The following is a 23776-nucleotide window of genomic DNA, read 5'->3' as shown; positions in this document are numbered from 1 at the left end:
TAAACTGCTTTTTTAGTTTAAAACACTGACAAAAATCATGAAAAAATACAACTACTATTTAAACTCAATGCAAATAGAAAACTCATTTTATTTACATTGAGCCTAAAAAAACATATGAAGTTTTGAAAGAACAATAAATAAAAGCCATAATTTTGTAGATTTCTAAACGGTCAAATTTATGGCATTCCATCATATTTAAAAATATAATGGAAAATTCGCGCTGTCTGATTTTTTAAACAAAAAACATAACTAAGTCCCCCTTAATTCAATATCAAATTTATTAATTAATTCTTAGTGAGACTTATTATAACCTAAAATTTTTTTAAACCAAGCATTTTTTTTTTTTTTTGCAAAAGGTTAATTTCAAAATAACAAAAAATTAAGATTTATCATCAAAAAACACGGATTTGTCGGTGTTTTTGCATATTTAGATTCACTAAAAAGTGAATTTTTGCCAACAAACTGCCAAACTCAGGAAAAAATAAAAAAATAGCAAAAAATTCTAAATTTTTGACAAAAGATTTAGAATTTTTTTAAAAGATATTAAAAAAACAATTAGTCAAGATAATTTTTACCTTTTTGAACCTCAAAGCAAGACAGCCCGCTAAAATCAAGTTGACGATAAATTTCGTATGCCATAATAACAACAGAATTTGCTAAATTAAGCGATCTAGCATGAGCAGACATTGGAATTCGCAAGCATTTTTCCTTATTTGATTTTAGAATTTCAATTGGAATTCCGGTTGATTCCCTGCCAAAAATGAGGAAAATCTCGCTATTTTTGTTAAATTCGGTTTTAAAATCAATTTGCGAATAAACTTTTTGGCCATAACGGGTTATAAAATATAAATTTTTTGTGCTATATTTTTTTGCAAAATTTTGTCAATCACTATGAATTTCATGTTGAATTTCTGACAAAAGAATTCCAGCTGCTGGCCTTTTTAAGTGTTTTGGATCTAGGTCAAATGCAATAGGCTTTATTATATGCAATTTCATATTCAAAACAAAACAAGAACGGATGATATTGCCTGTATTTGGACCTATTTCGGGCTGAAATAGCACAATGTTAATCATTTATAAACTCCAAAGTGGTAAGATATGTTGAAATTTTTGAATCTTCTGAACCATTATTTTTGAGAAAAAGGTCATATTCAATCTTAATAAATTCTGAATTTATTTCTAATTTTGTTAAAAGAGTATTAACAATAAATTCTACTTCATTATTAATAAATAGATTTTCAACATAGTTGTTTAATTCAAAAAATAATGTATTTTCACCAGAAAATACTGTTAAATTTTTGTCAAAAATTTCTAGTCTAATCATCATGTTATTTTCAGGATTTTGCGTTTCATAAACATCAGTTTCAGTGTTATTAATTATTTGCTTTGAAATATAAATTGTATTGATAAATTCGACCATTTTTTTGTTTTGGTCGTCAATAATAGTTCTAAGAGAAAATCTTACTTTCATTTTTTAAGCCTTTTTTGGATTACTTGTGGACCTAAAAGTCAAATTGCCCTTGCTAATTCAGGGCCTGATTCAGCTCATGTTGTTGCCAGTCGTAAAGGTAACAATAAATTTTTACCTTTTATTTTTAAGGTTTGGCCAATTTCCTTGATTAAATTTTCAATTTTTGAAAATTGTCAATCATCATAGTCAATTTTTTGTGAAAAAAGTTCAATTGGTTCCTGATTTGACTGCTCTAGTAAATCGATTATTTTTTGGCTCATTGAGTTTTGAGGTTTTGCGAAAAAATCGAGATTTTCAAAAAAGTCGCTGTATTTTACAGCACTTTTTTGAAATGTTTGAACAAAAAACCGGTTTCATTCAGAGTCTATTTGAAGATTTAGATGCGGTAAAATTTGGTCTATCTCCATTTTTGAAATATAAGATTTTGAAAACCAGTTTAATTTTTCAGTATCAAAATATGAAGGCGCTTTTGAAAGTCTTTTAAAATCAAATGCCTTAATTAATTCGTTGTGCTCAAAAAATTCGCGAGAATCAGTGCTAGTTCAACCTAAAAGTGCTAAAAAATTAAAAACAGCATGGCTATGATAACCTTGATTTTTATAGTCCTCAATAAATTGGAAAAGTGATGAGTCTCTTTTTGAAAGTTTTTTACCATTTTTATCAGTAATTATTGTAAGGTGACCAAATTCTGGTTTTTCAAATGAAAAGGCCTCATAAAGCGCAATTTGTTTTGGAGTATTTGAAATATGCTCTTCTCCGCGGAAAATATGAGTAATTTTCATATCATAATCATCAACAACAACAGCAAAATTGTATGTTGGAAATCCGTCAGATTTTATAATAACTCAATCACTAATGGCAGAACCTTCAAAGCAAATTTTTCCACGAACTAAATCATTTCAGCAATAATTCTTGTCTTTGTCAACAGCAAATCTAATAACAAACTCGTTATTTTCTAGACGTTTTTGTTTTTCCTGGCCAGAAATTTTAAGTCAGTTTCTGTCATAGCGAAAACTATAAATACCTTGTTTTTCTTGCTCTTTTTTTTGCAGTTCAAGTTCGTGGGCGTTGTCAAAAGCATAATATGCAAAACCTTTTTGAACCAATTCTTGGGCTAATTTTTGATAGCGCTCAATTTTTTCTGACTGACGGTATGGACCATATTCTGAAACTGTGCCAGGTTTTTCATCTGGAAAAATTCCAAGTCATTCTAAATTTTCAATTTGGGAACGCTCACCATCTTTGATATTTCTTTGGGTATCAGTGTCCTCGATTCGTAAAATAAAATCACCACCGTGATGTTTTGCAAAAAGATAATTAATAAGCGCAGTCCGAGCTCCACCAATATGCAAAAATCCCGTTGGCGAAGGGGCATAGCGTGTTCTAATTTTCATTTTTTCCTTTCAATTTTTAGAGTACAAAACTCAAATTATCCTATAAATTTATAGGATAATTTGAGTTTTTTTGCCAATAAGCAAATCTTGGTTTTTGATTTATATCATTTTCAATTTTGAATTCAGGGAAATTTTTTTTGAAAAAATTGACACTATCTTTGTCAATTTCAAAAAAAATTCAACCTTTATCATTAAGAAAATTATCGATTTGTTCCATTATTTTTTGATAAAATGAAAAAGGTTCGGGTTCAGAAAATAATGCAGCTTCAGGTTCAAAATTAATAACTGACTCATCAAGTTTTTGCCTTTTGAGATAAGGAGGATTTGAGACAATAATATCAAATTTTTGGCCAATAATATTGCTAAAAAGGTCAGATTTTACAACTTTTACATCTAAATTGTTGTATTTTGCATTTAATTTTGTTTGCAAAATCGCCTCATCACTAATATCAACCAGAGTAATTTTTGCGCCGCTAAATTTGGCAAGAGCAAGGCCAATAAATCCTGAACCACAACATAAATCAAGAACAAAACTATCTTTTTTTATTACTTTTTTGACTTTTTGCAGTAATTCTTGTGTTTCATAACGGGGAATAAAAACTTTTTGGTCTAAAAAAATTCGAACATTTTCCATTTCAATAAATCCGATGATTTTTTGGACTGGATAGTTCATTTCTAACTTTAAAAGTTCAAGTTTGGAAACTTCTAAGGGCAAATTATAACGTTGTTTTTCCTTTAAAAGTTCCAATTTTCTACTATTTATCTCCATAGCTTTGCAAGATTAACTCAGCTCTTTCTTGAGATAATAAGGCTTCAATTATTGGATTTAGACTTCCTTGGATGACCGGTTTTAAAGAACAAGAAAATCCTATTCGATGGTCGGTCAGCCTATCTTGAGGGTAGTTATAAGTTCTAATTTTTTCAGAACGAGCCCCTGATCCGGCAAGTTTGCGAAAATTAGCTTGTGTTTCAAGTCTTTTTTGAACTTCAAGGTTATAAATTTTTGACCTCAGAATTCCCATCGCTATTTCTTTGTTGCCAATTTGGGATCTTTCATCTTGAGAAGTTACAACAATTCCGGTGGGAATATGAGTAATTCTAACTGCCGAATCGGTCGTATTTACAGACTGACCGCCGGCTCCTGAGGATCGATAAGTATCAATTTTAAGATCAGAAGGGTTAATTTCGACTTCAATTTTGTTGTCAATTTTTGGCATCACGGTAACTGTGGCAGTTGAGGTGTGAATTCTGCCCATTGTTTCGGTCTCAGGAACCCGTTGAACACGGTGGACACCTGATTCAAATTTAAGTTTTGAGTATATATTTTGACCAGAAATTTGAAAAAAAATCTGTGAAAAACCGCCAGCAAGTGCAAGCGATGAGCTAAGAATTTTAACTTTTGCTCTTTGGGAATCAGCTCATTTTTGGTACATTCGAAAAAGATCGCCAACAAAAATATTAGCCTCGTCACCCCCAGCAGCGCCGCGGATTTCAACAATTACGTCTTTATCGTCATTTTCATCTTTTGGAAGCATTAAAATTAAGAGTTTTTCTTCGAGTGCTTCAATATTTTTATTAGCACTTGCAATTTCAGATTTTGCTAAATGTTGTAATTCTGGATCTTTTTCTTGACTAAGAAGTGTTTTTGCTTCTTCAAGTGTTTGCTGATTTTTTAAAAGTAAATCAAATGTCAAAGAAATTTCTTCAATTGAAGAAATTTCTTTTGCTATTTCTAAATATTTTTTTTGATTATTAATTATTTCATCAGTTAACAAAAGCTGACTTAAATCTTGATATTTTTTATGAATTTTTTCTAAAGAGTCTAAAAATTTTTTTTCCATTTTTACTTCAACCTGTGTTTTTATTTTTAAAATTTTAATTTTTTTATAAATTTTAAAAATAAAAGTTAAACATCAGGGGTTGTTTGGGAATTTTGACCGTTAGAAAATTTAAGCCAACGCGCTGAGTGAGCAAGTCTTTCAATTTGGGCTGGATCTTCAAGGGAAAAAACTTTTTCTGAAGTTTGATCCAAATCAGTTTGAACATCCTTTGTTTGCGCAAGCCATTTTGCTAAAACTGTTGGATTATTGTCAATTTTTACACCAATTGGGTCAAATTGACCAATTCCTTTAACAAGAGGATTTCTCCCTGGTACGGTTTGAGGGAAATATCCACCCCAAAAAATACCGATAACTTGGTTATATTCATTTACAACGAGCGAACCAGACATTCCTCGACCACCACGAAGTCCAGGAAGTGAAATTGAAGTTGCACCTTGGAAAGATTTAGGAGAATTATCCTGTTTGAACTGGTTGTCTTTTTTTAGCTCATCAATTGTAACAAATGAATTTTTATTATCAGTAATTCAGGTATATCCGCCTAAAAAACCACCTAAATAAGCATGCAGTGGTAAGGCTGATTCAATTTTTGAGGTCTTAAGTTGAGTTCCTTTTGTAAAAGTAGGAAGAAATTTATCTGTTACTAAAACATCAAGTGGAGCTTCGTTGTAATGTCGAACAGCATCGGGAACATTTTTTATATATGAATCTCTGCCCAAAAAGGTACGATCTAAAAAAGGAATTCCAAAATTAAATGGATTGTTTTTATGTTCATCTTCAGGAAAAGTTACTTCAATTATTGCAATATCACGAAATTTTCCTCGATCGGGCATATCTAGGCCAATAGGATTAATTTTTAAATTATTCCAGAATTTTTTTGACTCAGAGTTTATATACTGAAATCCTTCAGGGGGTAAAAAATCTCTGTTGGCTTCAGTTTTTGAAATTCGATCAAAACGGCGAAATAAATTAGTATCATCAAAACTAATATCATCTAATCTTTCCAAATTTCCGTCGAGTAAATAGGAAAATGAATAAATTTGATCCGGTTTGTTAATTAAATCTGAAATAACATGTAAATTTGTGGCTAGATAATAAGTGTTGGTAGGTAAAAATTTTCCTTCATTATTAGGGTCAGGTTTTAATTTTCGATCAAAAACTCAAGCTGTCCCTGAGGTAATTCGGGTTGTATTTGAATTAGTTCTTGGGTCAAAAGCATTTGAGCGCAATTGAATTACCATTGATCTTGAACGCAATGAGTCATTAATTATATTTTTTCCAAGTACTTTTGTGCCAAAATCTTCAACAATGTTTTTGCTTTCTCTAGTGTTAGTAAATTTTACGTTAATTTGGTAATAGTCTTGAACTGAATTACCAAAGTAAAATGAAACTCCTGTCTCAGAAATTTTAAATTCAGCTAATGAACCAAAACTATAATTTAATTGTTCAAAATTACTTAATTCTCCAGTACTTTTAAAAAGTGTCGCTTCTGATAGTGTTTTTTTAACTGCTTGACCAAAAAGTGGCCACAAAAGTGCATCACCTGAGGAGTTTAAACTTTGAGAAATATTTTTTAATTTTTCTGAAATATTTGCTGTAGTTGGTAATTTATATCAAGAATCAATAAAGTCAAAATTTATTTGACTTGTAAATTCACTTGAGGCAAAAATCTTATCATATGAGTTAAATCCGTCAACTTTAATAATTTGACCAGGACTTGTTGGGCCTGAGGTTAAATCGTTTTCTTTTGGACTTAAAATTAGGTAAAATTCACCATTTTGGTCATTTGAAAGTGAGGGAACTTTTTTAATATCATACTTTTTGTGATCTAAACCACCAAAATCGATATATTTAGATAATTCCTCACCTGAATTTTCGGTGGAATTTATTAAAAAAGATGGCAAAAAGTTAGAATACTCGTCTCTAAGTTTGAAACTTTTAATTTCAGTTAATTTTTTTAGATTTTGGTGTTGCTTAACTTTTAATTTTACAATTTTTGAGACATAATTATGGTATTGATCATGATAAATTGACAAAACAACATCGACAGTTCCGTTTTGGGAATCATATGAGTCTTTTAAAATTGTTGCTTTTAAATAATAGAAATTTTTAACCTTTAAACGGTAAGGATTTTTGGCAATATCTTGAATACTTGGGACTGATTGTGGTTGATCTGGAACATCAAATTCATCGGAATTTCTAAGTTTATCTACGTCCATTTTTTCAAAATTTGACGGTAAATTTATATACTCCCAAATATCTGAGTCAGATTTTAGTGAGTTAATATCAAAAGTGCTTTGATTTTTTAATTCTAAGGTTTCTATTTTTTCAAAAGCGGTATTAATTCTTTCTTTATAAGCATAAATTCCGGTTTGATCAGTTTCAAAGCCGGTAATAACAAACTCTTTTGATTGAACCAAAGTTTTTGTGTCTTTATTATAAGAGTCAACCTTAACTTTAATTGAACCGTAAAAATCATTAGCAGAATTTGTAAGTGGGGTAATTTTTAATTCAAATTTTGCATTTAAGTCAAGATTATCAACACCTGGGATAAAAGTTCAAATAATTGCTGAATCTAAAAATGAACTTCTACTATTTATCGCACGGCGAGATATTCTGCTTGAATCATCATCTAAATCTAAGGTTGAATACTGTTTTAAAAAATCAGATGCCTTAAGTTTGCTACCTAAAGCCACTCTACCTATAATTATTGAATCTAAAGGCTTGGTTTGATCAAGTTCTTGATCTCAAGGGTTTGCCTGGCCAATTTCGAGAGTTCGCTGGACAATATCTCTGACCGCACCAAGCGGTGTGCAAGAAGCGATAAAAAATGTAGTTGAAATTCCAACTATTGGGAGAATTTTTGTTAGTATTTTTTTTAAAGATTTATTTTGTTTTTTTGCCATGATTGATATAATTATAATATAATTATCGTTAAAACAATAAATTTTAATAACTTTTTAAGGCTCATTGGTGGAATGGTAGACACGGCAGACTCAAAACCTGCTGCAGCAATGCGTATCGGTTCGAGTCCGATATGAGCCACCAAATATAATATACCCTTATTGTTTTTTATAATTAAAAAAATTAAAGAAATGCGCTCCAAATTGGAGTGCTTTTCTTTAATTTGAAGTGTTTGACTTTGAAAACTAAAGATTTTTCATAACGTCTTTGTAAATAATATCGATAATTTGAACTGATTTTGCAAATTCCTAAGTTTGGCAGTTTGGATGGCAAAAATTCACTTTTTAGTCAATATAAATATGCAAAAATAGCCGTAAATGCTTGTTTTTTGATGCTAAAATCCTAATTTTTACTATTTTGAAATTAACCTTTTGCAAAAAATTTTTAAAAAAATGCTTGGTTTAAAAAAAATTTAGGTTATAATTACTTTCACTTAAGAATGAATTAATAAATTTTGATAGTGAATTAAGGGGGAATTAGTTATGTTTTTGCCATAAAAAATCAGAAAATGCGAATTTTCCATTATGTTTTTAATATAATGGAATGCCTTAAATTTAACCGTTTAGAAATCTACAAATTTATGGCTTTTAGTTATTGTTCTTTCAAAACTTCACATTTTGTTTTTTAGGCTCAATGTAAGTAAAAACGAGTTTTCTATTTACATTGAGTTTAAATAGTAGTTGTATTTTTTATGATTTTTGTTGTTTATTCATCAATTGATTTTTGCCAGTGTTTTAACTAAAAAAGGTAGTTTAGACATTTTATAATTTTGCTTTTTTAGTTTGCTTTATTATTAATAAGTAGATTTTTCTTTCGTGATTGTTAGATTTAAAATTCAGTGTTTTTGCTTTGATAGTTATTTTTCCCTGAGTTAGCAAAAAAGTTAAAAAAGTGCCTAAAACCAGACACTTTTTTAAGATTATCTCATCAAACTGGGAAACTCGGGAAAAATTAAAGAAAAGCACTCCAATTTGGAGCACCTTTCTTTAAATTTGAAGTGTGTGACTTTGAAAACTAAAGATTTTTCATAGCGTCTTTGTAAATAGTATCGACAATTTCGACTGATTTTGCGAATTTTTCTTTTTCTTTATCATTGAGCGTAATTTCAATGATTTTCTCAATACCATTTGCACCAAGGACAGCTGGAACTCCAATATTTACGCCATCGAACCCGTACTGACCACGTAAATTCGCACCGACAATAAGAATATTTTTTGAGTCTTGGATAATGTTGCTAACAATTCGGGCTAATGCAGCACCAATTCCGTAAAATGTCGCTCTTTTTCTGTTAATTATTTCATAAGCACGACGTGAAACTGGATATTCGAGCTCTTTCTCGTAATTTGAACTATTAATTCCGGTTAGTTCTGAAAAATGACAAAAACATTCACCTGCAATTTTAATATTAGAATAGGCAACAAAAGATGAATCACCATGCTCACCCATTACGTAAGCCTGAACTGAATTTGGGGCAATTTTTGCTCTTTTTGCAATTTCAAATTGAAGTCTTGCAGTGTCAAGTATTGTTCCTGTTCCGATAACTTTTTGGTCAGAAAATCCTGAGGCATCACGATAAGCGCGAGTAATAACATCAACAGGGTTTGAAGCAATAACGGTAATTCCGCTAAAGCCACTTTCTTTAACTTTAAAAGCAATATCACGGATAATTCGAATATTATCAGCAACTAATTCAAGTCGAGTTTCACCTGGTTTTTGAGGTCTTCCTGCTGTAATTAAAATAAAATCTGCATCTTTTAGATCGCTATAGTCATAACGGCGAACTGAAAAAGGACGCAAAAGTGAAGCGGAAGCATCCTCAAAATCAAATGCATTTCCTTCTGCAAAATCAGGGTTTATATCGATAATTCCGTATTCAGATGCAAGACCTTGATTCATTGCTGCATAAAGAAATGAATTTCCAACGTTTCCTGCGCCGATTAGAACGATTTTGATTGGCTTCATATTGTATCTCCTAGTTTTTACTATATTGGTTATAACAAAAATATTAAATATCTTTGTTATGTCTAAAATTTTAATACATTTTTAAATAAAAACAAGCAAAAATATACTTTTACTTGTTTTTTTTAAATTAATTTAAAAAAATGAAATTTTTTTTATAATTGAATACTTTAATTTCTGAAAGTTTACCATGAGTTTCGCAGTTTGACGGCAAAATTCACTTTTTAGCAAATCTAAATAGCAAAAATACCCGTAAATCCGGGTATTTTGATCTAAAATCTTAATTTTTATTATTGTTAATTTAATCTTTTGCAAAAAAATGCTTGGAGCAAAATAAAATTATGTTATAATTACTCTCACTAAGAATAAATTAATAAATTTTGATATAGAATTAAGGGGGAATTAGTTATGTTTTTTGCATGATAAAATCAGAAAATGCGAATTATCCATTATATTTTTAAATATGATGGAGTGCCTTAAATTTACCGTTTAGAAATTTACAAATTTAGGGCTTTTAATTATTGTTCTTTCAAAACTTCACATATTTTTTTAGGCTCAATGTAAGTAAAAACGAGTTTTCTATTTACATTGAGTTTAAATAGTAGTTGTATTTTTTATGATTTTTGTTAATTTGTCCATAAATTGATTTTTGCCAGTGTTTTAAAATAGGTAATTAACTTTTGCCAAAAAAGTTAAAAAACCACACAAAACTAAACCAGGACACTTTTTAAGATTATCTTATCAAACTGGGAAACTCGGGATATTAAATATCAGTGTTATACTTAAAATTTTAATACATTTTTAAATAAAAAAGCAAGCAAAAATATACTTTTACTTGCTTTTTTAAATTAATTTAAAAAAATGAAATTTTTTTACAATTGAATTCGTTTAATATCTGAAAGTTTACGGATTCTTAACAATTTTTTATAGCTTGGATGAGGCTCTTTTAATAAAGCAAGACCGATTGCCGAAGCTAATGAAAAAATTATAATTAAAATATAAGCACCTAAGGCATATCCATCAACATTTCCGGTAACTGTTTTTGTATCCACCCCTGGAGGCGTATTAACCAACGAAGTTATTATTGTTGCTAATGTAAAGGCTGTATAACCAAGTCCCCAAATAAGTCCAAATTGGAATCCGACTCTTTTAGGATTTGCGCCTGGATATTCATGAGGTAAATTAAGCATTACTCCTTGAATTCCCCAGAGACAAATTCCCATTAAGAGACCAAAAATTAAAAATAATCAAGTTCAACCATCAGTATAAGTTTTTGCACTTAGAGGGTCTTTTCCTACTTTTGTAACAAAAACAACGGTAGCAAGAACATAAAAAAGAACACCTAAAGAAATAACTGTTGTTATATATTTACGTCTTTGAAGTTGATATTTTGAAAACAATCCAATTGTAAATGGGCCAACAAACATTCCTGATAAGAAAACAATTAGGAAAACTGAGATTTTTTGGTTAAAAGTTGTTCCGGCAGCATCACCAACTAGACGAGCAAAAATTGGCTTAGAGAATGTAAAGGGGAAAACAACTGCAATAAGTCATGAACCATAAACAATTGTTCAATATCAAGTATCTTTTTGTTTAAAAAAGCTTGATAAAGTTAGTTTTTCTTGTTTAGGTTGTTTTGCTAAAGCAGAAGGATATAGGTCAAATTTTGTTCCTAAAATTATGTAGCCAATTAAAGGAATAAGTGTTAAAAGTCCAATTACCAAGAAAATTGTTTGTCAATGAGAGCGAACAGAATCTTGAATTTCGCCAGTCATTATAAAAGGAATAAGTGTTATTATTGTTCCAATTGGGTAAAAAAACGGTGAAAACTGTGAAATTACCGCTTTTTGACGTGAATTTAAATAGTTTGAAACAACTGGTTGAATTAAAACAATTTGCATTGTTCCACCAATTGCAAAAATAGTTCTTAAAATTATGAACCCTGCATAAGTTGGTGAATAAGGCGCTGCTATTCCAAAAAGCATGAAAATGAGCGACAATACAACAGTATACTTATGCGAAATTTTTACAATAAATCAACCAACTAGAATCGATCCAATTCCACGACCGATTGTAATTCCTCAGTTAACTGCTTGATTAACTACAGTTCCAGGCGCGGCACTAGCATCTGGGAAAAAATGTCCTAAATATCCACTTTCACCAGCTTTTCCGTTGAGTCCAGCTGATGCAAATCCTCAATTTATGACAAAAATCATATAAGCAAAAACAATTAATGCTCATAGAATTAACCCGGCACTAAAAGTTAATTTTTTTTCTTTTATGTTTTTTTGAGCAAATTTTAAAATAAAATTATCATTCATACAATTTAGTTCCTAAATTTTAAAAATGTATTAAGAGTTAATAACTCTTCTTAGAATTATATAGCAAAAATTTAAAAAAATATCAAACTGGAACTTTTTTGTCGAAAATTTAAAAAAATTTCAATTTTTAATTCATTATTAAAAATAAACAGCCAAAATTTTTTAATAATCTTAATTATGACTATTAAAAAATTTTGGCTGAATTTAAAAAGTGCTAGTAAAAATGTCTCAACTAAAAACAAAAATTAATTAAATAGTGAAAAATTTAATTAATTTTTGTTGCATCAAAACGGTCCGTTGTTTGTAAGATTTTAGTTGCTGAATACCAAAAACCAACGTTTGCTTTTGCAATTTCTTCCAAGATAGCATTTTTTTCAATTATGTAAATGATTGTTTCAACTCTTCATTGTTTTTGACCAGTATATCCAGAAACACCTTCTCAAATGTTATATGAGTGCCAATATTTTATTGATTTAAGGTGTTCAACAATTTTTTCGGGGTGATTAGTATAAATTTGTAAAAGAATTTTTCCGTATTTTGGATAAATTCGGCTAACAATTGACGAACTTACAATTAAATAAAGAAAAACAGATGCTAATTTTTGACCAAAAAGTTGTCCATCAACTTGTGAAGGTTCAAGAAAATAAAGAATAATAATTGAAAAAAGTCCAAAAAATATCGAAATACTAAACATTATTTTGCCTATAGGTTTGCGATATTTTAGTGCAATATAATAAGTTATATAATCAGTTCCCCCACAAGAACCACCGAATTTTCATGCAATTCCGATAGCTCAACCAGACAAAATGGAACCAATTATTGTATAATAGAAAATAGTCCAAGAACCTTCTTGGTTTGGAATTAAGATATTGTTAATTAAAAATGTTCTTATTGGGGTATCTAAAGAAAAAACCTGGTTTCAAACAATTTGGAAAAAAAGTCAAATAAAGGTAAGATAACTAAAACTTTTGTTCGGAACTTTAACAAGAATAAAAATTATTAAAGGAATATTAATAACAAAATAAATTATTGCAAAACTTCAGCCAATATTTACCTCATATTGAGAATTAATTATTATTATAGTAAGCGCTGGAATTGCCGATACACCTGTTGGGACAGTTCTTGCGACTCCTAAGAAAAAAATAACACCTAATGTAAATAATAATGCTGAAAAAGCCATCATTATGATTGAAAGGGTTCGCTTTTTTCAGAAATTTTTCAGGTTTATTTTGCTTTGATTATGATAAAAAATTTCACGTTCTGCACGTAAAACAAGTTGATTTTTTAAGCATTTAGCTAAATTATGGTTTTTCTGATTAGAACAAGAACAATGAACATTGCTTGATTTATTAGATTGCCGAGAAGACATAGTGTTTTTTTACCTTTTCAAATATAAAAAAGACCACTAAACACAATACTTCTCGATATGGCTGCTATATTTCTATCCTGACCAGGTTACAAGGTTATTATTTTAGTGGCGAATAACATTATATCACTTTTTATTTTTTTTGAAATAAAAAGTTAAAAAAAATTTTTTATTTTATAATTAATTTTAAATAAGCAAAAAATTTATTTTAAATACACATTTAAATACACAAAAAATCACAAAGGAGATCAGAAAATGTCTAATTCAGTTTGACCATACCCTTTTATTATTAATCAAAGCCCATACAACAAAATTAATATTGTTTTTTGCCATGGTTTTAACTCAAGCCATAATGTTTTTAGCACTGTAATTGAGTCTATTAGCAAAAAAATTGGCGTAAATTTTTATGCCTACACACTCCCAGGAAATAATTTAACTCCCGCAAAAGAAGAGCAACTTTATGTAGATTATTATGCAGATTTGACAGTTGAATTTATTAAAAAATTAAACCTTAAAAACGTTGTTTTGGTTGGCCACTCAATGGGAGGTGGATATGGCGCTTTAGTTTATAAAAGAATTCCTGAATTAATTTCAAAAATAGTTTTCATTGGTCCAATGAATAAAGCTAATTTACCATTAAAAGATTTTTTTTACGAGAAATTCTTCCCAAAAACACCTGAAGAAATGTTAGAATTTTTGCCAATTTATGAATATGATAAAGATAAATATAAAAATCCTAAATATATAGAATGAGCAAAAGCCACCTTTAATTACGAATATTTTAATAATCACAATATTGTAACCCTTAGTAAAAATTTACTAAAAAATAATATGATGGATCAAATTGAGGACGGAATTAAATCAATAAAATGTCCAACACTTCTTGTTTTAGGTGAAAAAGATGGAATTGTTCTACAACAAGAAACTAAGTCATATTTTGAAAGTCTAATACCGCACGTCCAAACCGAAATCATACCAAAAACTGGGCATTTGATTTATACAGAAAATCCTGAATATTTTAATAAAGTTTTTATTGATTTCATAAAAAAATAGTTAATTTTTGGTAAATCAGTTTAAATTCTTAAACAAAAAAAGGTGATTTTCACCTTTTTTTGTTTAACTGTTTTTAAATTATTGCAAACTTTTTTCCACTAAAAGTTGTAATTTTGCATTTAATTTTTTAGCGGCTTTAGAAGTTTTAAGTCTTCGTGCTTCTCGCCTTTTTTGCATTTGAAGTTTTCTAATTTTACGCATTTTATACCTTCTCTAAATTAATTTTGATTAATTTTGTTAATTTTTTGAGCTAATTCGGCTGTTCTTTCAACTGAGGCTGAGACTACTTCGGTTATATCGTGAGCTTGAATTTTTCCATCTAAATAACCAATTGCAAGTCCTGATTTTCTTTCATCAATTAACTCAATTGCTTTCATTGCCATCTTAGTTGCTAATATTCGGTCAAATGCCGAAGGTCTTCCGCCTCTTTGAATATGTCCAACTTCAAAAGCTCTTGTTGTTATATTAGTTATTTTTTCAATTTGAGCAGCAAATTCTTTTAAATTTGGTAAAACATACTCTAATACTGTAATAATAACGCTTGGCTTACCTTTTTTAAATTGCTCAAGAACAATTTCTGATGCTTCTTGTGCACTTAGAGGATTTGTATTAGTAATAACAATTTCACTTCCGGTTGCAATTGCTGAATACAAAGCTAAATCTGGACAATGACGCCCCATGACTTCAACAACAAAACAACGTCGATGGGAATTAGCAGTATCTCTTAATTTGTCAACACTTTCTACAATTGTATTTAAAGCTGAATCAAATCCAATTGTATAATCAGTAAATTGAATATCATTATCAATTGTTCCTGGTAGAGCAATTACTTTGATTCCTTGCAAATGAAGTTTATAACCACCTTTGTAAGTTCCATCTCCTCCAATAACAATTAAAGAAGAAATACCCATATCTGTTAAGATTTTTGCGGCTTTTTTTTGAATTTCTTCCTCTTTAAATTCCGGAAAACGGGTAGAACCAATTGCTGTGCCACCAAAACTAGAGATACCGTTATACGGAAATTCAGAGGCTAATATAATATTTTTATTCAAAATTCCAAGGTAGCCTTCTAAAATTAAATATGGTTCAAATCCTGAATTAAGTGCGGCCTTAACAAGAGCACTTATAGCAGAATTCATTCCTGGTGAGTCGCCACCAGAAGTTAAAATTGCTATTTTTTTTGACATTTTAAGCCTTTTTAATGAAAAATTATAAAAAAATGGACAAATAAATTTGAAATGGTACGCCCTAGAGGATTTGAACCTCTGACCCAATGATTAAAAGTCATTTGCTCTACCTGCTGAGCTAAGGGCGCTTTTGGTGCTCGAAACTGGACTCGAACCAGCACGGGATTACTCCCAAGGGATTTTAAGTCCCTTGTGTCTACCATTCCACCACTCGAGCACTAATGGTTTGTTCAGTTAAAAGCATATAACATTATATCATAAAAAAAGAAAAAAAGTTTTTTTTTAATATTTTTTTTAATTTGCTTAACGAACTACCTAATTAAAATTAGTTATATTTGGATTTTTTCCTAAAAAAAGTAAAAAAATCGCTTTTTTCACTGTTTTAAAAAAATATAGATAAAAACAGTAAATTTATATTATAATGCATAAACTCAAAAAAAATATTAAAATTTTGCTTTTTTTCAAATTAACTTGGATTTTGCCTGTTTTTTTATTTGTAAGTTGCTTTAAAATTAATATAAACTCGATCCATTCACAAAACAATGGGAAACTAAAAAGTAGCACAGATAAATTAAAACCCTTTGTTTTTGAGACAATTATGAAAGGGTTGCCAAAAAATCAAGCAAAACCAACGACAAAATTTAGCGGGATTTTAGATCAAAGCAAAATTGAAGAGCTAAAAATTGGGCAAATTGATGAAAAAGCGTATTTTGGTCTTGAAGAAATTCTAGTTCAATTTTTTAATACATTTAATAGTGACATGGATTTTAGCCAAAAAAAGGTTCTTTTTCTTAGTTTAAAAGAAAAAATTAAAAATATTGACCTAACTTTAGATCTTGGCGCAAATGATGATGGCCAATATTTTGACGAAAATTTAGGCCTTATTAATATAACAGACTTAAATATTAATAATTTAGATGATCAAAAATTTTACGAAGAACAAATAAGCATATATAAATCAAAAAGTTTAGATGAATTTTTAAAAAATAAGGAAAAACATCTTTTTATCGAAGAAAAACTAATAGCTGAAAAAAGACAATGAAACCCGGCAGTCAAATTAATTTTTCACATAAATATTGCTAGATTTTACTTATATTTTATTAAATTAAGCCAAGAGCTTACGAGAAATATTATTATTTTAATCATTGATTTTGCTATAAAATTAGATGACTCAAAAAAAGAAGAAAGTAAAATAAGTCAGCAAATTAATGAGCTTTTTGAACAAAAAGAAAACTTAAAAATCAAATCCGAAAAGGAGCAGGAAAAAAATAAACCCGCAAAAAGTGATTCTTCCACATTAGTCCAAAAAATTGACCAAGAAATTAAAGCACTTAAAGAAAAACTAAAAACTGTTAAAGAAAATAATTTTTTAACTTTGAAATCATTGGTCAAAGAAATGAATCAATTTTTAAAAGAGTTTTTTGACCCTAAAATTCACTATTCGATGAATTCTGAATATGTTTTTCAAAATGAACCCCAACTTTATATAAATAACCAGTTAGCTTATGGTAAATTTTTCCAATTCTTTACAGAAAATTTAAAAGATAAATATGATGAATTTAGGATAGATTCGCCTTTTTCAATTATGGGAGAAGACAAGACAAATTTAGTGAAAAAATATATTTTGCCATTGATTAAAGATTAAAAAAAGCTTTAAATTTATAGAACTTTTTGAAAAATATGATATAATATCATCCAACTTCAAGAAGGGGAAAATATGGCAACAAGAACGCTTGAAAAGAACAAGTCTCAGAAAATCACCTTTTTTGGTGCTCTTTTAATCGTTCTTGGTGCAAGTATAGGTGCAGGAATTTTTTTCAAATCCAAGGCCGTTATTGAAAACTCAGGTTATAATCTTGGGCTTGCAATTGGAAGTTGAATTTTTGCTTGTTTTGCAATTGTTGCCATGGCAATTGCATTAATTGAAATTTCATCTGCGACAAAAAAATCAAATTTATCTGTTATTATTTGAAATAAACTATTTAATTCTGAGAGTTTTTTTCAAATTTCAAAAAATTTCATAATTTATTTATATTTACCCTTTACTTATTTTGTTCTTCCTGTTTATTTTATGCAAATTTTGCAAGATGCAATTGCAGCTTTTGGTCTTAAATCATCTAGCGATTGAAATATAAAATTTGACTGAGTAATTGTTTTGGTTGCTTCAATTGTTATTATTATTTACTTTTTTATAATTAGTCTAAACACAAAAATCGCTGAATTTCATAATAAAATTATTTTAATTGCAAAATTTATCCCTATTTTTGTGACAGTTATTGTCGGATTTATTTTATATTTTCAAGGTGGTTCAAACAAACTTCTTCCTCAACCTGAATTTGAAAGTATTGAAAAAATAAAAACTCAAGGAGTTTCAATTTCCTCAAGTTTACCTGGTGTTGGTGTTTTAATTTCAATGGCTGGAATATTTTTTGCATATGAAGGATTTTTTACTGCCGCTGGTTTGCAATCAGAAATGAAAGAACCTAAAAAAACACCAATTGCTATTCTTTTAGGAATTGGAATCACGACAATAATATATCTTTTTATTGCAATTGCAACTTCAATTGTTGGCGATGGTTCAATTTCCTCATTTATTAATATTGCAAAAGATGAATTAAATTGGTCGCCACTTACAATTAAATTAATTTTAGGGACAACTTTTTTACTAATTGGAATTAGTCTTCTTGGAATTATCAATGTTTTTACATTGTGAGGACCGCGCGCACTTGAAGAATTAATTTCCAAAAATGAGTTTTTTTTGCTCAAAAGGTGAAAAAAACATCTAAATTTAAATAAACCTGTTGTTTCAACTTATTTTTTAACTATTTTTTCAGTCTTGTGTCTAATTATTTTTACACTTATTGGTGTTTTTGGCTTTGATGATCAAGAATACGGGACTTATGGTCAAAAATTAAATAATTTATATTCATTTGCTGATATTACTGGAAATTGATCGGCCTTAATTAGTTTTTTACTAATTGCTGCTGCTATTTATGGTTGTATTAAAAATCGAAAAACAAAAAAAATTACTGTCGAAAAACAAAAATACTTCCTGTTTTTTGGTTATATTTCCGTAATTTGCATTTCTTTAATCTTATTGTTCGCAGTTGTCGTACCGATTATCGATCTTTTTACAATTTTGATTTATCAACCTGAGATTGAAAATTTTAATTTAATTCTAAAAACTAGAATTACAAAAATTATTGTTCTTATTTTATTTATAATTGTGCCTGTTTTTCCGGTATTTTGAACCTATTTAACAAAAAAAATAAAAAAAACTGTTAAAAAAAGTAAATTATAAATATAATATAAGAAAGTTATGAAAATTAACTTAGAAAATTTTATTCGCACAGTTGAAAACTTCCCAAAAAAAGGGATTAGTTTTAAAGACATTTCGCCATTACTTGCCAATGGTAAAGCTTTAAATTATGCAATTGTTGAAATGGCATCGCTTGCTAAGGATGTTGATATAATTGTTGGGCCAGATGCTCGAGGTTTTTTATTCGGAACACCAACAGCCGCTTTTCTTTCAAAACCATTCATAATGGTTAGAAAAGCCGGAAAATTGCCAGGTGATGTCGAAGAATTTGCCTATGATTTAGAATATGGATCTGCAATTTTAGAAGTTCAAACCGGAATGATCAAACCAGGCCAAAAAGTGGCTATTATTGATGATGTGCTCGCAACTGGAGGAACCGTGAATGCCATCACAAAAATGATCGAAAATGCCGGAGCTATTGTTTCAAAAATTATTTTTTTAATTGAGCTCGAACAATTAGAAGGTCGAAAAAAATTAGAAAATTATGAGGTGACTTCACTCATTAAAATAAAGTAATTTTTAGACTTAAAAAATTAAGTAACAAAATTTTCAAATTTTGTTATAATGTTTATTGTAAGCTCAAATTAAAAAATTTTTTTTGTTTTTTTTGAGTTTATAATTTAAAATGTTAAAAAATTATAAAAAAAGGAGATTCATGGAAAAATTTCGTTATGTCAAACCTGATCTAATTATGGACAAAGACCATGAAATGGTTAGGTTTCTCGATATTGATGGAAATCTCTTAACTTCGACTGTTTTTGGCCAAATTGATGAGAAAAAAGATATTAGATTATCTGCTGATCAAATCAAAAAAGCCTATGAGTTTATGGTTTTATCACGTCAACAAGACGTTTATATGACCCAACTTCAACGTCAAGGTCGAATGTTAACTTTTGCCCCTAACTTTGGTGAAGAAGCTCTTCAAGTTGCTTCAGGAATGGCGCTTACAAAGGATGACTGATTCGTTCCTGCTTTCCGTTCAAATGCGACAATGTTATATCTTGGTGTACCAATGATAAATCAAATGCAATACTGAAACGGAAGTGAAAAAGGAAACGTGATTCCTAAAGGTGTTAATGTTTTACCAATTAACATTCCAATTGGAACTCAATTTTCACATGCTGCCGGAATCGCTTATGCTGCAAAATTAACCGGTAAAAAAATTGTTTCAATGAGTTTTATTGGTAATGGTGGAACTGCTGAGGGTGAATTTTACGAAGCTCTAAATATTGCAAGTATTTGAAAATGACCTGTTGTATTTTGCGTAAATAATAACCAATGAGCAATTTCAACACCTAATAAATACGAAAATGCTGCTTCAACAATTGCTGCAAAAGCAAAAGCCGCAGGAATGCCAGGACTTCGTGTTGACGGAAATGACCTTTTAGCTTCTTACGAAGTAATTCAAGAAGCAGTGGACTATGCTCGTGCCGGAAATGGTCCTGTTCTTGTTGAATTTGTTACTTGACGCCAAGGTGTTCACACTTCTTCTGATAATCCAAGAATTTATCGAACTGAAGAAGAAGAAAAAGAACATGAAAAATGAGAGCCAATGCACCGTATTGAAAAATACATGTTTGATCGTGGCATTTTAACTGAAGAAGAAAAACAAAAAATTTGAGATGATTCTTTAGCTGTTGTTAAAGAAACTTACGAAAAATCTCTAATTGGTTTAGATTCAACAATCGAAGAAATTTTCGATTACACATACGAGACCTTACCTCCAGAACTTGAAGAACAAAAACAAGAAGCAATCGAATTTTTTAAAGGAGCTAAATAATGGCAAATTCAGATAAAATCGCTCTAAATAATATCGGTGCAGTTACAAATGCTATTGATTTAATGATGGAGCAAGACCCTCGCGTTGTTCTTTGAGGAGAAGATGCTGGATTTGAAGGTGGAGTTTTCCGTGCAACTGAAGGATTACAAAAAAAATACGGAATTGAACGTGTTTGAGACGCCCCAATAGCCGAAGCATCTATTTGTGGTGTTGCAGTTGGAGCAGCCATTGCCGGGTTACGTCCAATTGCGGAAATGCAATTCCAAGGTTTTTCATTCCCTGCCTTTCAACAGCTTTTTGCTCACGCAGTTCGTTATCGTAACCGTTCTCGTGGTCGGTTTACTGTGCCAATGGTTTTAAGAATGCCAATGGCAGGTGGAGTTCGTGCTCTAGAGCACCACTCAGAAGCAATTGAAGCACTTTTTGCCCACATTCCTGGAGTAAAAGTTGTTATGCCTTCAACTCCATATGACACTAAAGGTCTTTTAATTGCCGCAATTAAAGACCCAGATCCAGTTGTATTTCTTGAGCCAAAAAAAATATACCGTGCATTTAAACAAGAAGTTCCTGCTGGAATTTACGAAGTTCCAATCGGAAAAGCTAATGTAATTAAAGAAGGAAATGACTTAACACTCGTAACTTACGGTGCTCAAGTTCATGAATCAATCGCCGCTATTCAAGCTCTTAGTTCAACTCCTGGACTTGAAGATGTTGATGTTGAGCTAATTGACTTAAGAACAATTAAGCCAGTTGACACCGAAACTATTATCGAATCAGTTAAGAAAACTGGACGTATTTTAGTTGTTCACGAAGCTGTTAAATCTTTTTCAGTTTCAGCCGAAATTATAACTCGTGTTAACGAAAAAGCATTTGAATATTTAGAAGCAGCTCCTGCTCGTCTTACTGGATATGATATTACTGTTCCGTTAGCAAAAGGTGAAAATTTCCACACAATTACAAAAGAAAAAATAATCGATAAAATTCGTCAAATTATGAACTCTTAATAATTTGCATCTTTAAAAACTTTCCTAATCATTAAAATAAACCCTTAAAATCATAAAGTCCTTTGATTTTAAGGGTTTTTTATTATAACAGAAAAAAATCCCGAGTTTCCAGGTTTGATAAGATAATCTTAAAAAAGTCCGGTTTTGTTGGGCGGTTTTTTAACTTTTTTGACAAAAGTTAATTACCTATTTTAAAACACTGGCAAAAATCAATTTATGGATAAAACAATAAAAATCATAAAAAAATATAACTACTATTTAAACTCAATACAAATAGAAAACTCATTTTTATTTAAATTGAGCCTAAAAAAATATATGAAGTTTTGAAAGAACAATAACTAAAAGCAATAAATTTGCAGATTTCTAAACGGTCAAATTTAAGGCATTCCATCATATTTAAAAATACAATGGATAATTCGCATTTTCTGATTTTTTTATGACAAAAACATAACTAATTCCCCCTTAATTCAATATCGACAATTTATTAATTTATTCTTAGTGAAAGTTATTATAACAGAATTTTTTCTTAGACCAAGCATTTTTTTTTTTTTTTTTTTACAAAAGCTTATTTTTAAAATAATAAAAATTAAGATTTGAGCGCAAAAATAACTGGGATTTACGGTTATTTTTGCATATTTATATTCCTAAAAAGTGAATTTTTGCCATCAAACCCGAAACTCAGGAAAAAATTCTAAATATAAAAAACTAGACCGCTTAAAGTCTAGTTTTGTTTTTGGTCTATTAAAGAAATGGGGCGGATGACGGGGATCGAACCCGCGTATGTCGGAACCACAACCCGATGCGTTAGCCACTTCGCCACATCCACCAAATTAATTAAATATTATAACATATTTTTAATTAATTTTTTTATTTTTTTTACTAATTTTAATTGCAAAAAAAATAAGCTTTTTATGATTCTTCTTCGCGAGAAAGTGTTTTAAATCCATTTTGAGTCACAAGAACAACATCCTCGATTCGAGCACCACCCAGTCCAGGGATATATATTCCAGGTTCAACAGTTATAACCATTCCTGGCTCTAAAATTGTATCACTATTAGCACTAACAACAGGCAATTCGTGAATATCAATTCCAACTCCGTGACCGGTTGAATGAACAAAATATTGACCATAACCTTTTTGGCTAATATAATCACGGCAAGCTTTGTCAATTTCTGATGCCTTAACACCAGGAGCAACTTTTTTACGCCCTAATTCTGCAGCTTTTTTGACTATTTCAAGAATTTCCTGTTTTTTTGAATCAAGTTTTCCAAGATATGAAGTTCTAGTAATATCAGCGCAATAACCATTATAAAGAGCGCCAAAATCAATTTTTAGAAGATCGTTGTCAAGAATTTTTGCAGAACTAGCTCTTCAATGAGGCATTGCTGAATTTGGACCGGTTGCAATTATTGAATCAAAAGATTCTTTTTCAGCCCCAAGTAATTTCATTTGATAATTTAGTTCAATATCAATTGATTTTTCAGTTAATCCTGGTTGAATTTTTGGCAAAATTTTGCTATAAGCTTCAAGCGAAATATTAACTGCTTTTTGGATGTTTTGAATTTCTTCGTCAGTTTTAATAATTCGAAAAAGTTGGGCTGATAAATTGATAATCTCAGAAGTAGGGAATCACTGTTTGATTTTATTGAGTTGTTCAACTGTTAAATATTCAGCTTCGACTCCAATTCGGAGATATTTTTTCTGGGTTAAAAAGTTTTCAAGATTTTGCTTTGTAAGTAGTAAAACTTGACAATTTTTAGCATTTTTTTGGGCTACTTCAATATAACGGCCATCAACAAACAAATAAGAATCGCTCTTTTGGATAAATAAAAGACCATCAGTAGCTGAAACTTTTGTCAATCAAAGGCGAGTTTGGTAAGAAAATGAAATTATAACATCTAAATTATTTTCTTCAAAAGCTTTATTTAAATACTTAGGATTCATATTATTTTTTCTCACGGTGTAAAGTGTGTTTGTTGCATTTATGGCAATGTTTTTTTACTTCAATTTTTTCAGGCTTTGTTTTTTTATTTTTTTTAGTGATATAATTTTCCATTTTGCAATCAATGCATCTTAATGTTAGTCCTTCTCTTGCCATTTTGGCTCCTTTTAAAAATATA

Annotated in this window: 19 protein-coding genes, 4 tRNA genes and 1 other RNA gene; 7 read left to right on the top strand and 17 right to left on the bottom strand. The window is 29.7% G+C overall.

The features are described from left to right. Positions 1 to 555: 555 nt before the first annotated feature. The 6 genes from KW512_RS02955 to KW512_RS02930 form a co-directional block, all read right to left on the bottom strand. Positions 556 to 1074 (bottom strand): tRNA (cytidine(34)-2'-O)-methyltransferase, encoded by a 519-nt coding sequence (locus tag KW512_RS02955; RefSeq protein ID WP_258841323.1) that lies wholly within the window; start codon positions 1072 to 1074, stop codon positions 556 to 558. Further along, positions 1067 to 1471 (bottom strand): hypothetical protein, encoded by a 405-nt coding sequence (locus tag KW512_RS02950; protein ID WP_258841322.1) that lies wholly within the window; start codon positions 1469 to 1471, stop codon positions 1067 to 1069. Before KW512_RS02950 ends, KW512_RS02955 begins: the two co-directional genes overlap by 8 nt. Further along, positions 1462 to 2865 (bottom strand): glutamate--tRNA ligase, encoded by a 1404-nt coding sequence (gltX, locus tag KW512_RS02945; RefSeq protein ID WP_258841321.1) that lies wholly within the window; start codon positions 2863 to 2865, stop codon positions 1462 to 1464. Before gltX ends, KW512_RS02950 begins: the two co-directional genes overlap by 10 nt. 40 nt (positions 2866 to 2905) lie before the next feature. Continuing rightward, positions 2906 to 3634: a peptide chain release factor N(5)-glutamine methyltransferase gene (locus KW512_RS02940; protein WP_258841320.1), complete on the bottom strand. Its 729-nt coding sequence runs from the start codon at positions 3632 to 3634 to the stop codon at positions 2906 to 2908. Continuing rightward, positions 3621 to 4706, bottom strand: a complete 1086-nt coding sequence (gene prfA, locus KW512_RS02935) for a peptide chain release factor 1 (protein WP_069097412.1) — start codon at positions 4704 to 4706, stop codon at positions 3621 to 3623. Before prfA ends, KW512_RS02940 begins: the two co-directional genes overlap by 14 nt. A 65-nt stretch (positions 4707 to 4771) precedes the next feature. Then, positions 4772 to 7609: a DUF31 family protein gene (locus KW512_RS02930; RefSeq protein WP_258841319.1), complete on the bottom strand. Its 2838-nt coding sequence runs from the start codon at positions 7607 to 7609 to the stop codon at positions 4772 to 4774. A gap of 58 nt (positions 7610 to 7667) precedes the next feature. Here KW512_RS02930 and KW512_RS02925 point away from each other — a divergent pair. Next, a tRNA-Leu gene (locus KW512_RS02925) sits at positions 7668 to 7751 on the top strand. Between the two features lie 930 nt (positions 7752 to 8681). On the opposite strand, the gene KW512_RS02920 is transcribed toward KW512_RS02925, so the two are convergent. The 4 genes from KW512_RS02920 to ffs form a co-directional block, all read right to left on the bottom strand. Beyond that, positions 8682 to 9629, bottom strand: a complete 948-nt coding sequence (locus KW512_RS02920) for an L-lactate dehydrogenase (RefSeq protein WP_258841318.1) — start codon at positions 9627 to 9629, stop codon at positions 8682 to 8684. Positions 9630 to 10498: 869 nt separating this feature from the next. Next, positions 10499 to 11947 carry a hexose phosphate transporter gene (locus tag KW512_RS02915; RefSeq protein ID WP_258841317.1) on the bottom strand — a complete coding sequence of 483 codons (1449 nt, stop codon included), beginning with the start codon at positions 11945 to 11947 and terminating at the stop codon, positions 10499 to 10501. Positions 11948 to 12212: 265 nt separating this feature from the next. Further along, the gene (locus KW512_RS02910; protein ID WP_258841316.1) at positions 12213 to 13316 is read right to left on the bottom strand and encodes a YitT family protein; all 1104 of its coding nucleotides are present in this window, start codon (positions 13314 to 13316) and stop codon (positions 12213 to 12215) included. Positions 13317 to 13341: 25 nt separating this feature from the next. Beyond that, positions 13342 to 13429: signal recognition particle sRNA small type (gene ffs / locus KW512_RS02905), an RNA gene on the bottom strand. A gap of 139 nt (positions 13430 to 13568) precedes the next feature. Here ffs and KW512_RS02900 point away from each other — a divergent pair. Further along, complete coding sequence (locus KW512_RS02900; RefSeq protein WP_258841315.1) at positions 13569 to 14366, top strand: alpha/beta fold hydrolase; 798 nt, start codon at positions 13569 to 13571, stop codon at positions 14364 to 14366. Between the two features lie 78 nt (positions 14367 to 14444). Here KW512_RS02900 and KW512_RS02895 read toward each other — a convergent pair whose 3' ends face one another. From KW512_RS02895 to KW512_RS02880, 4 genes are all read right to left on the bottom strand, one after another. Next, on the bottom strand, positions 14445 to 14567 hold the full coding sequence (locus tag KW512_RS02895) for a hypothetical protein (RefSeq protein WP_258825113.1): 123 nt from the start codon (positions 14565 to 14567) through the stop codon (positions 14445 to 14447). Positions 14568 to 14584: 17 nt separating this feature from the next. Further along, positions 14585 to 15553 (bottom strand): 6-phosphofructokinase, encoded by a 969-nt coding sequence (gene pfkA / locus KW512_RS02890; RefSeq protein ID WP_258841314.1) that lies wholly within the window; start codon positions 15551 to 15553, stop codon positions 14585 to 14587. Between the two features lie 52 nt (positions 15554 to 15605). After that, positions 15606 to 15681 (bottom strand) — tRNA-Lys (locus KW512_RS02885). A gap of 3 nt (positions 15682 to 15684) precedes the next feature. Then, positions 15685 to 15770, bottom strand: a tRNA-Leu gene (locus tag KW512_RS02880). A gap of 381 nt (positions 15771 to 16151) precedes the next feature. Here KW512_RS02880 and KW512_RS02875 point away from each other — a divergent pair. The 5 genes from KW512_RS02875 to KW512_RS02855 all read left to right on the top strand — a co-directional run bounded on the left by KW512_RS02875 (position 16152) and on the right by KW512_RS02855 (position 21656). Beyond that, positions 16152 to 17198, top strand: a complete 1047-nt coding sequence (locus KW512_RS02875) for a hypothetical protein (RefSeq protein ID WP_258841313.1) — start codon at positions 16152 to 16154, stop codon at positions 17196 to 17198. A gap of 72 nt (positions 17199 to 17270) precedes the next feature. Further along, the gene (locus KW512_RS02870) at positions 17271 to 18854 is read left to right on the top strand and encodes an APC family permease (protein ID WP_258841312.1); all 1584 of its coding nucleotides are present in this window, start codon (positions 17271 to 17273) and stop codon (positions 18852 to 18854) included. Between the two features lie 18 nt (positions 18855 to 18872). Then, positions 18873 to 19388: an adenine phosphoribosyltransferase gene (locus KW512_RS02865; protein ID WP_010321082.1), complete on the top strand. Its 516-nt coding sequence runs from the start codon at positions 18873 to 18875 to the stop codon at positions 19386 to 19388. Positions 19389 to 19527: 139 nt separating this feature from the next. Next, complete coding sequence (gene pdhA, locus KW512_RS02860) at positions 19528 to 20652, top strand: pyruvate dehydrogenase (acetyl-transferring) E1 component subunit alpha (protein ID WP_258841311.1); 1125 nt, start codon at positions 19528 to 19530, stop codon at positions 20650 to 20652. Next, positions 20652 to 21656, top strand: a complete 1005-nt coding sequence (locus tag KW512_RS02855; protein WP_258841310.1) for an alpha-ketoacid dehydrogenase subunit beta — start codon at positions 20652 to 20654, stop codon at positions 21654 to 21656. The genes pdhA and KW512_RS02855 overlap by 1 nt, the downstream gene beginning before the upstream one ends. A 750-nt stretch (positions 21657 to 22406) precedes the next feature. On the opposite strand, the gene KW512_RS02850 is transcribed toward KW512_RS02855, so the two are convergent. The 3 genes from KW512_RS02850 to rpmG form a co-directional block, all read right to left on the bottom strand. Further along, positions 22407 to 22482 (bottom strand) — tRNA-His (locus tag KW512_RS02850). Between the two features lie 83 nt (positions 22483 to 22565). After that, complete coding sequence (locus KW512_RS02845; protein WP_258841309.1) at positions 22566 to 23600, bottom strand: aminopeptidase P family protein; 1035 nt, start codon at positions 23598 to 23600, stop codon at positions 22566 to 22568. Between the two features lies 1 nt (position 23601). Beyond that, positions 23602 to 23754, bottom strand: coding sequence for a 50S ribosomal protein L33 (gene rpmG / locus KW512_RS02840; RefSeq protein WP_258841308.1), 153 nt, complete (start codon positions 23752 to 23754; stop codon positions 23602 to 23604). Between the last annotated feature and the right edge of the window lie 22 nt (positions 23755 to 23776).

It is taken from the genome of Mesomycoplasma ovipneumoniae (assembly GCF_024758565.1).
Taxonomy (GTDB): Bacteria; Bacillota_I; Bacilli_A; order Mycoplasmatales; family Metamycoplasmataceae; genus Mesomycoplasma; species Mesomycoplasma ovipneumoniae_B.
Note: the sequence above shows the minus strand (reverse complement) of the source record. Positions and strands in the feature narration are given on the sequence as shown.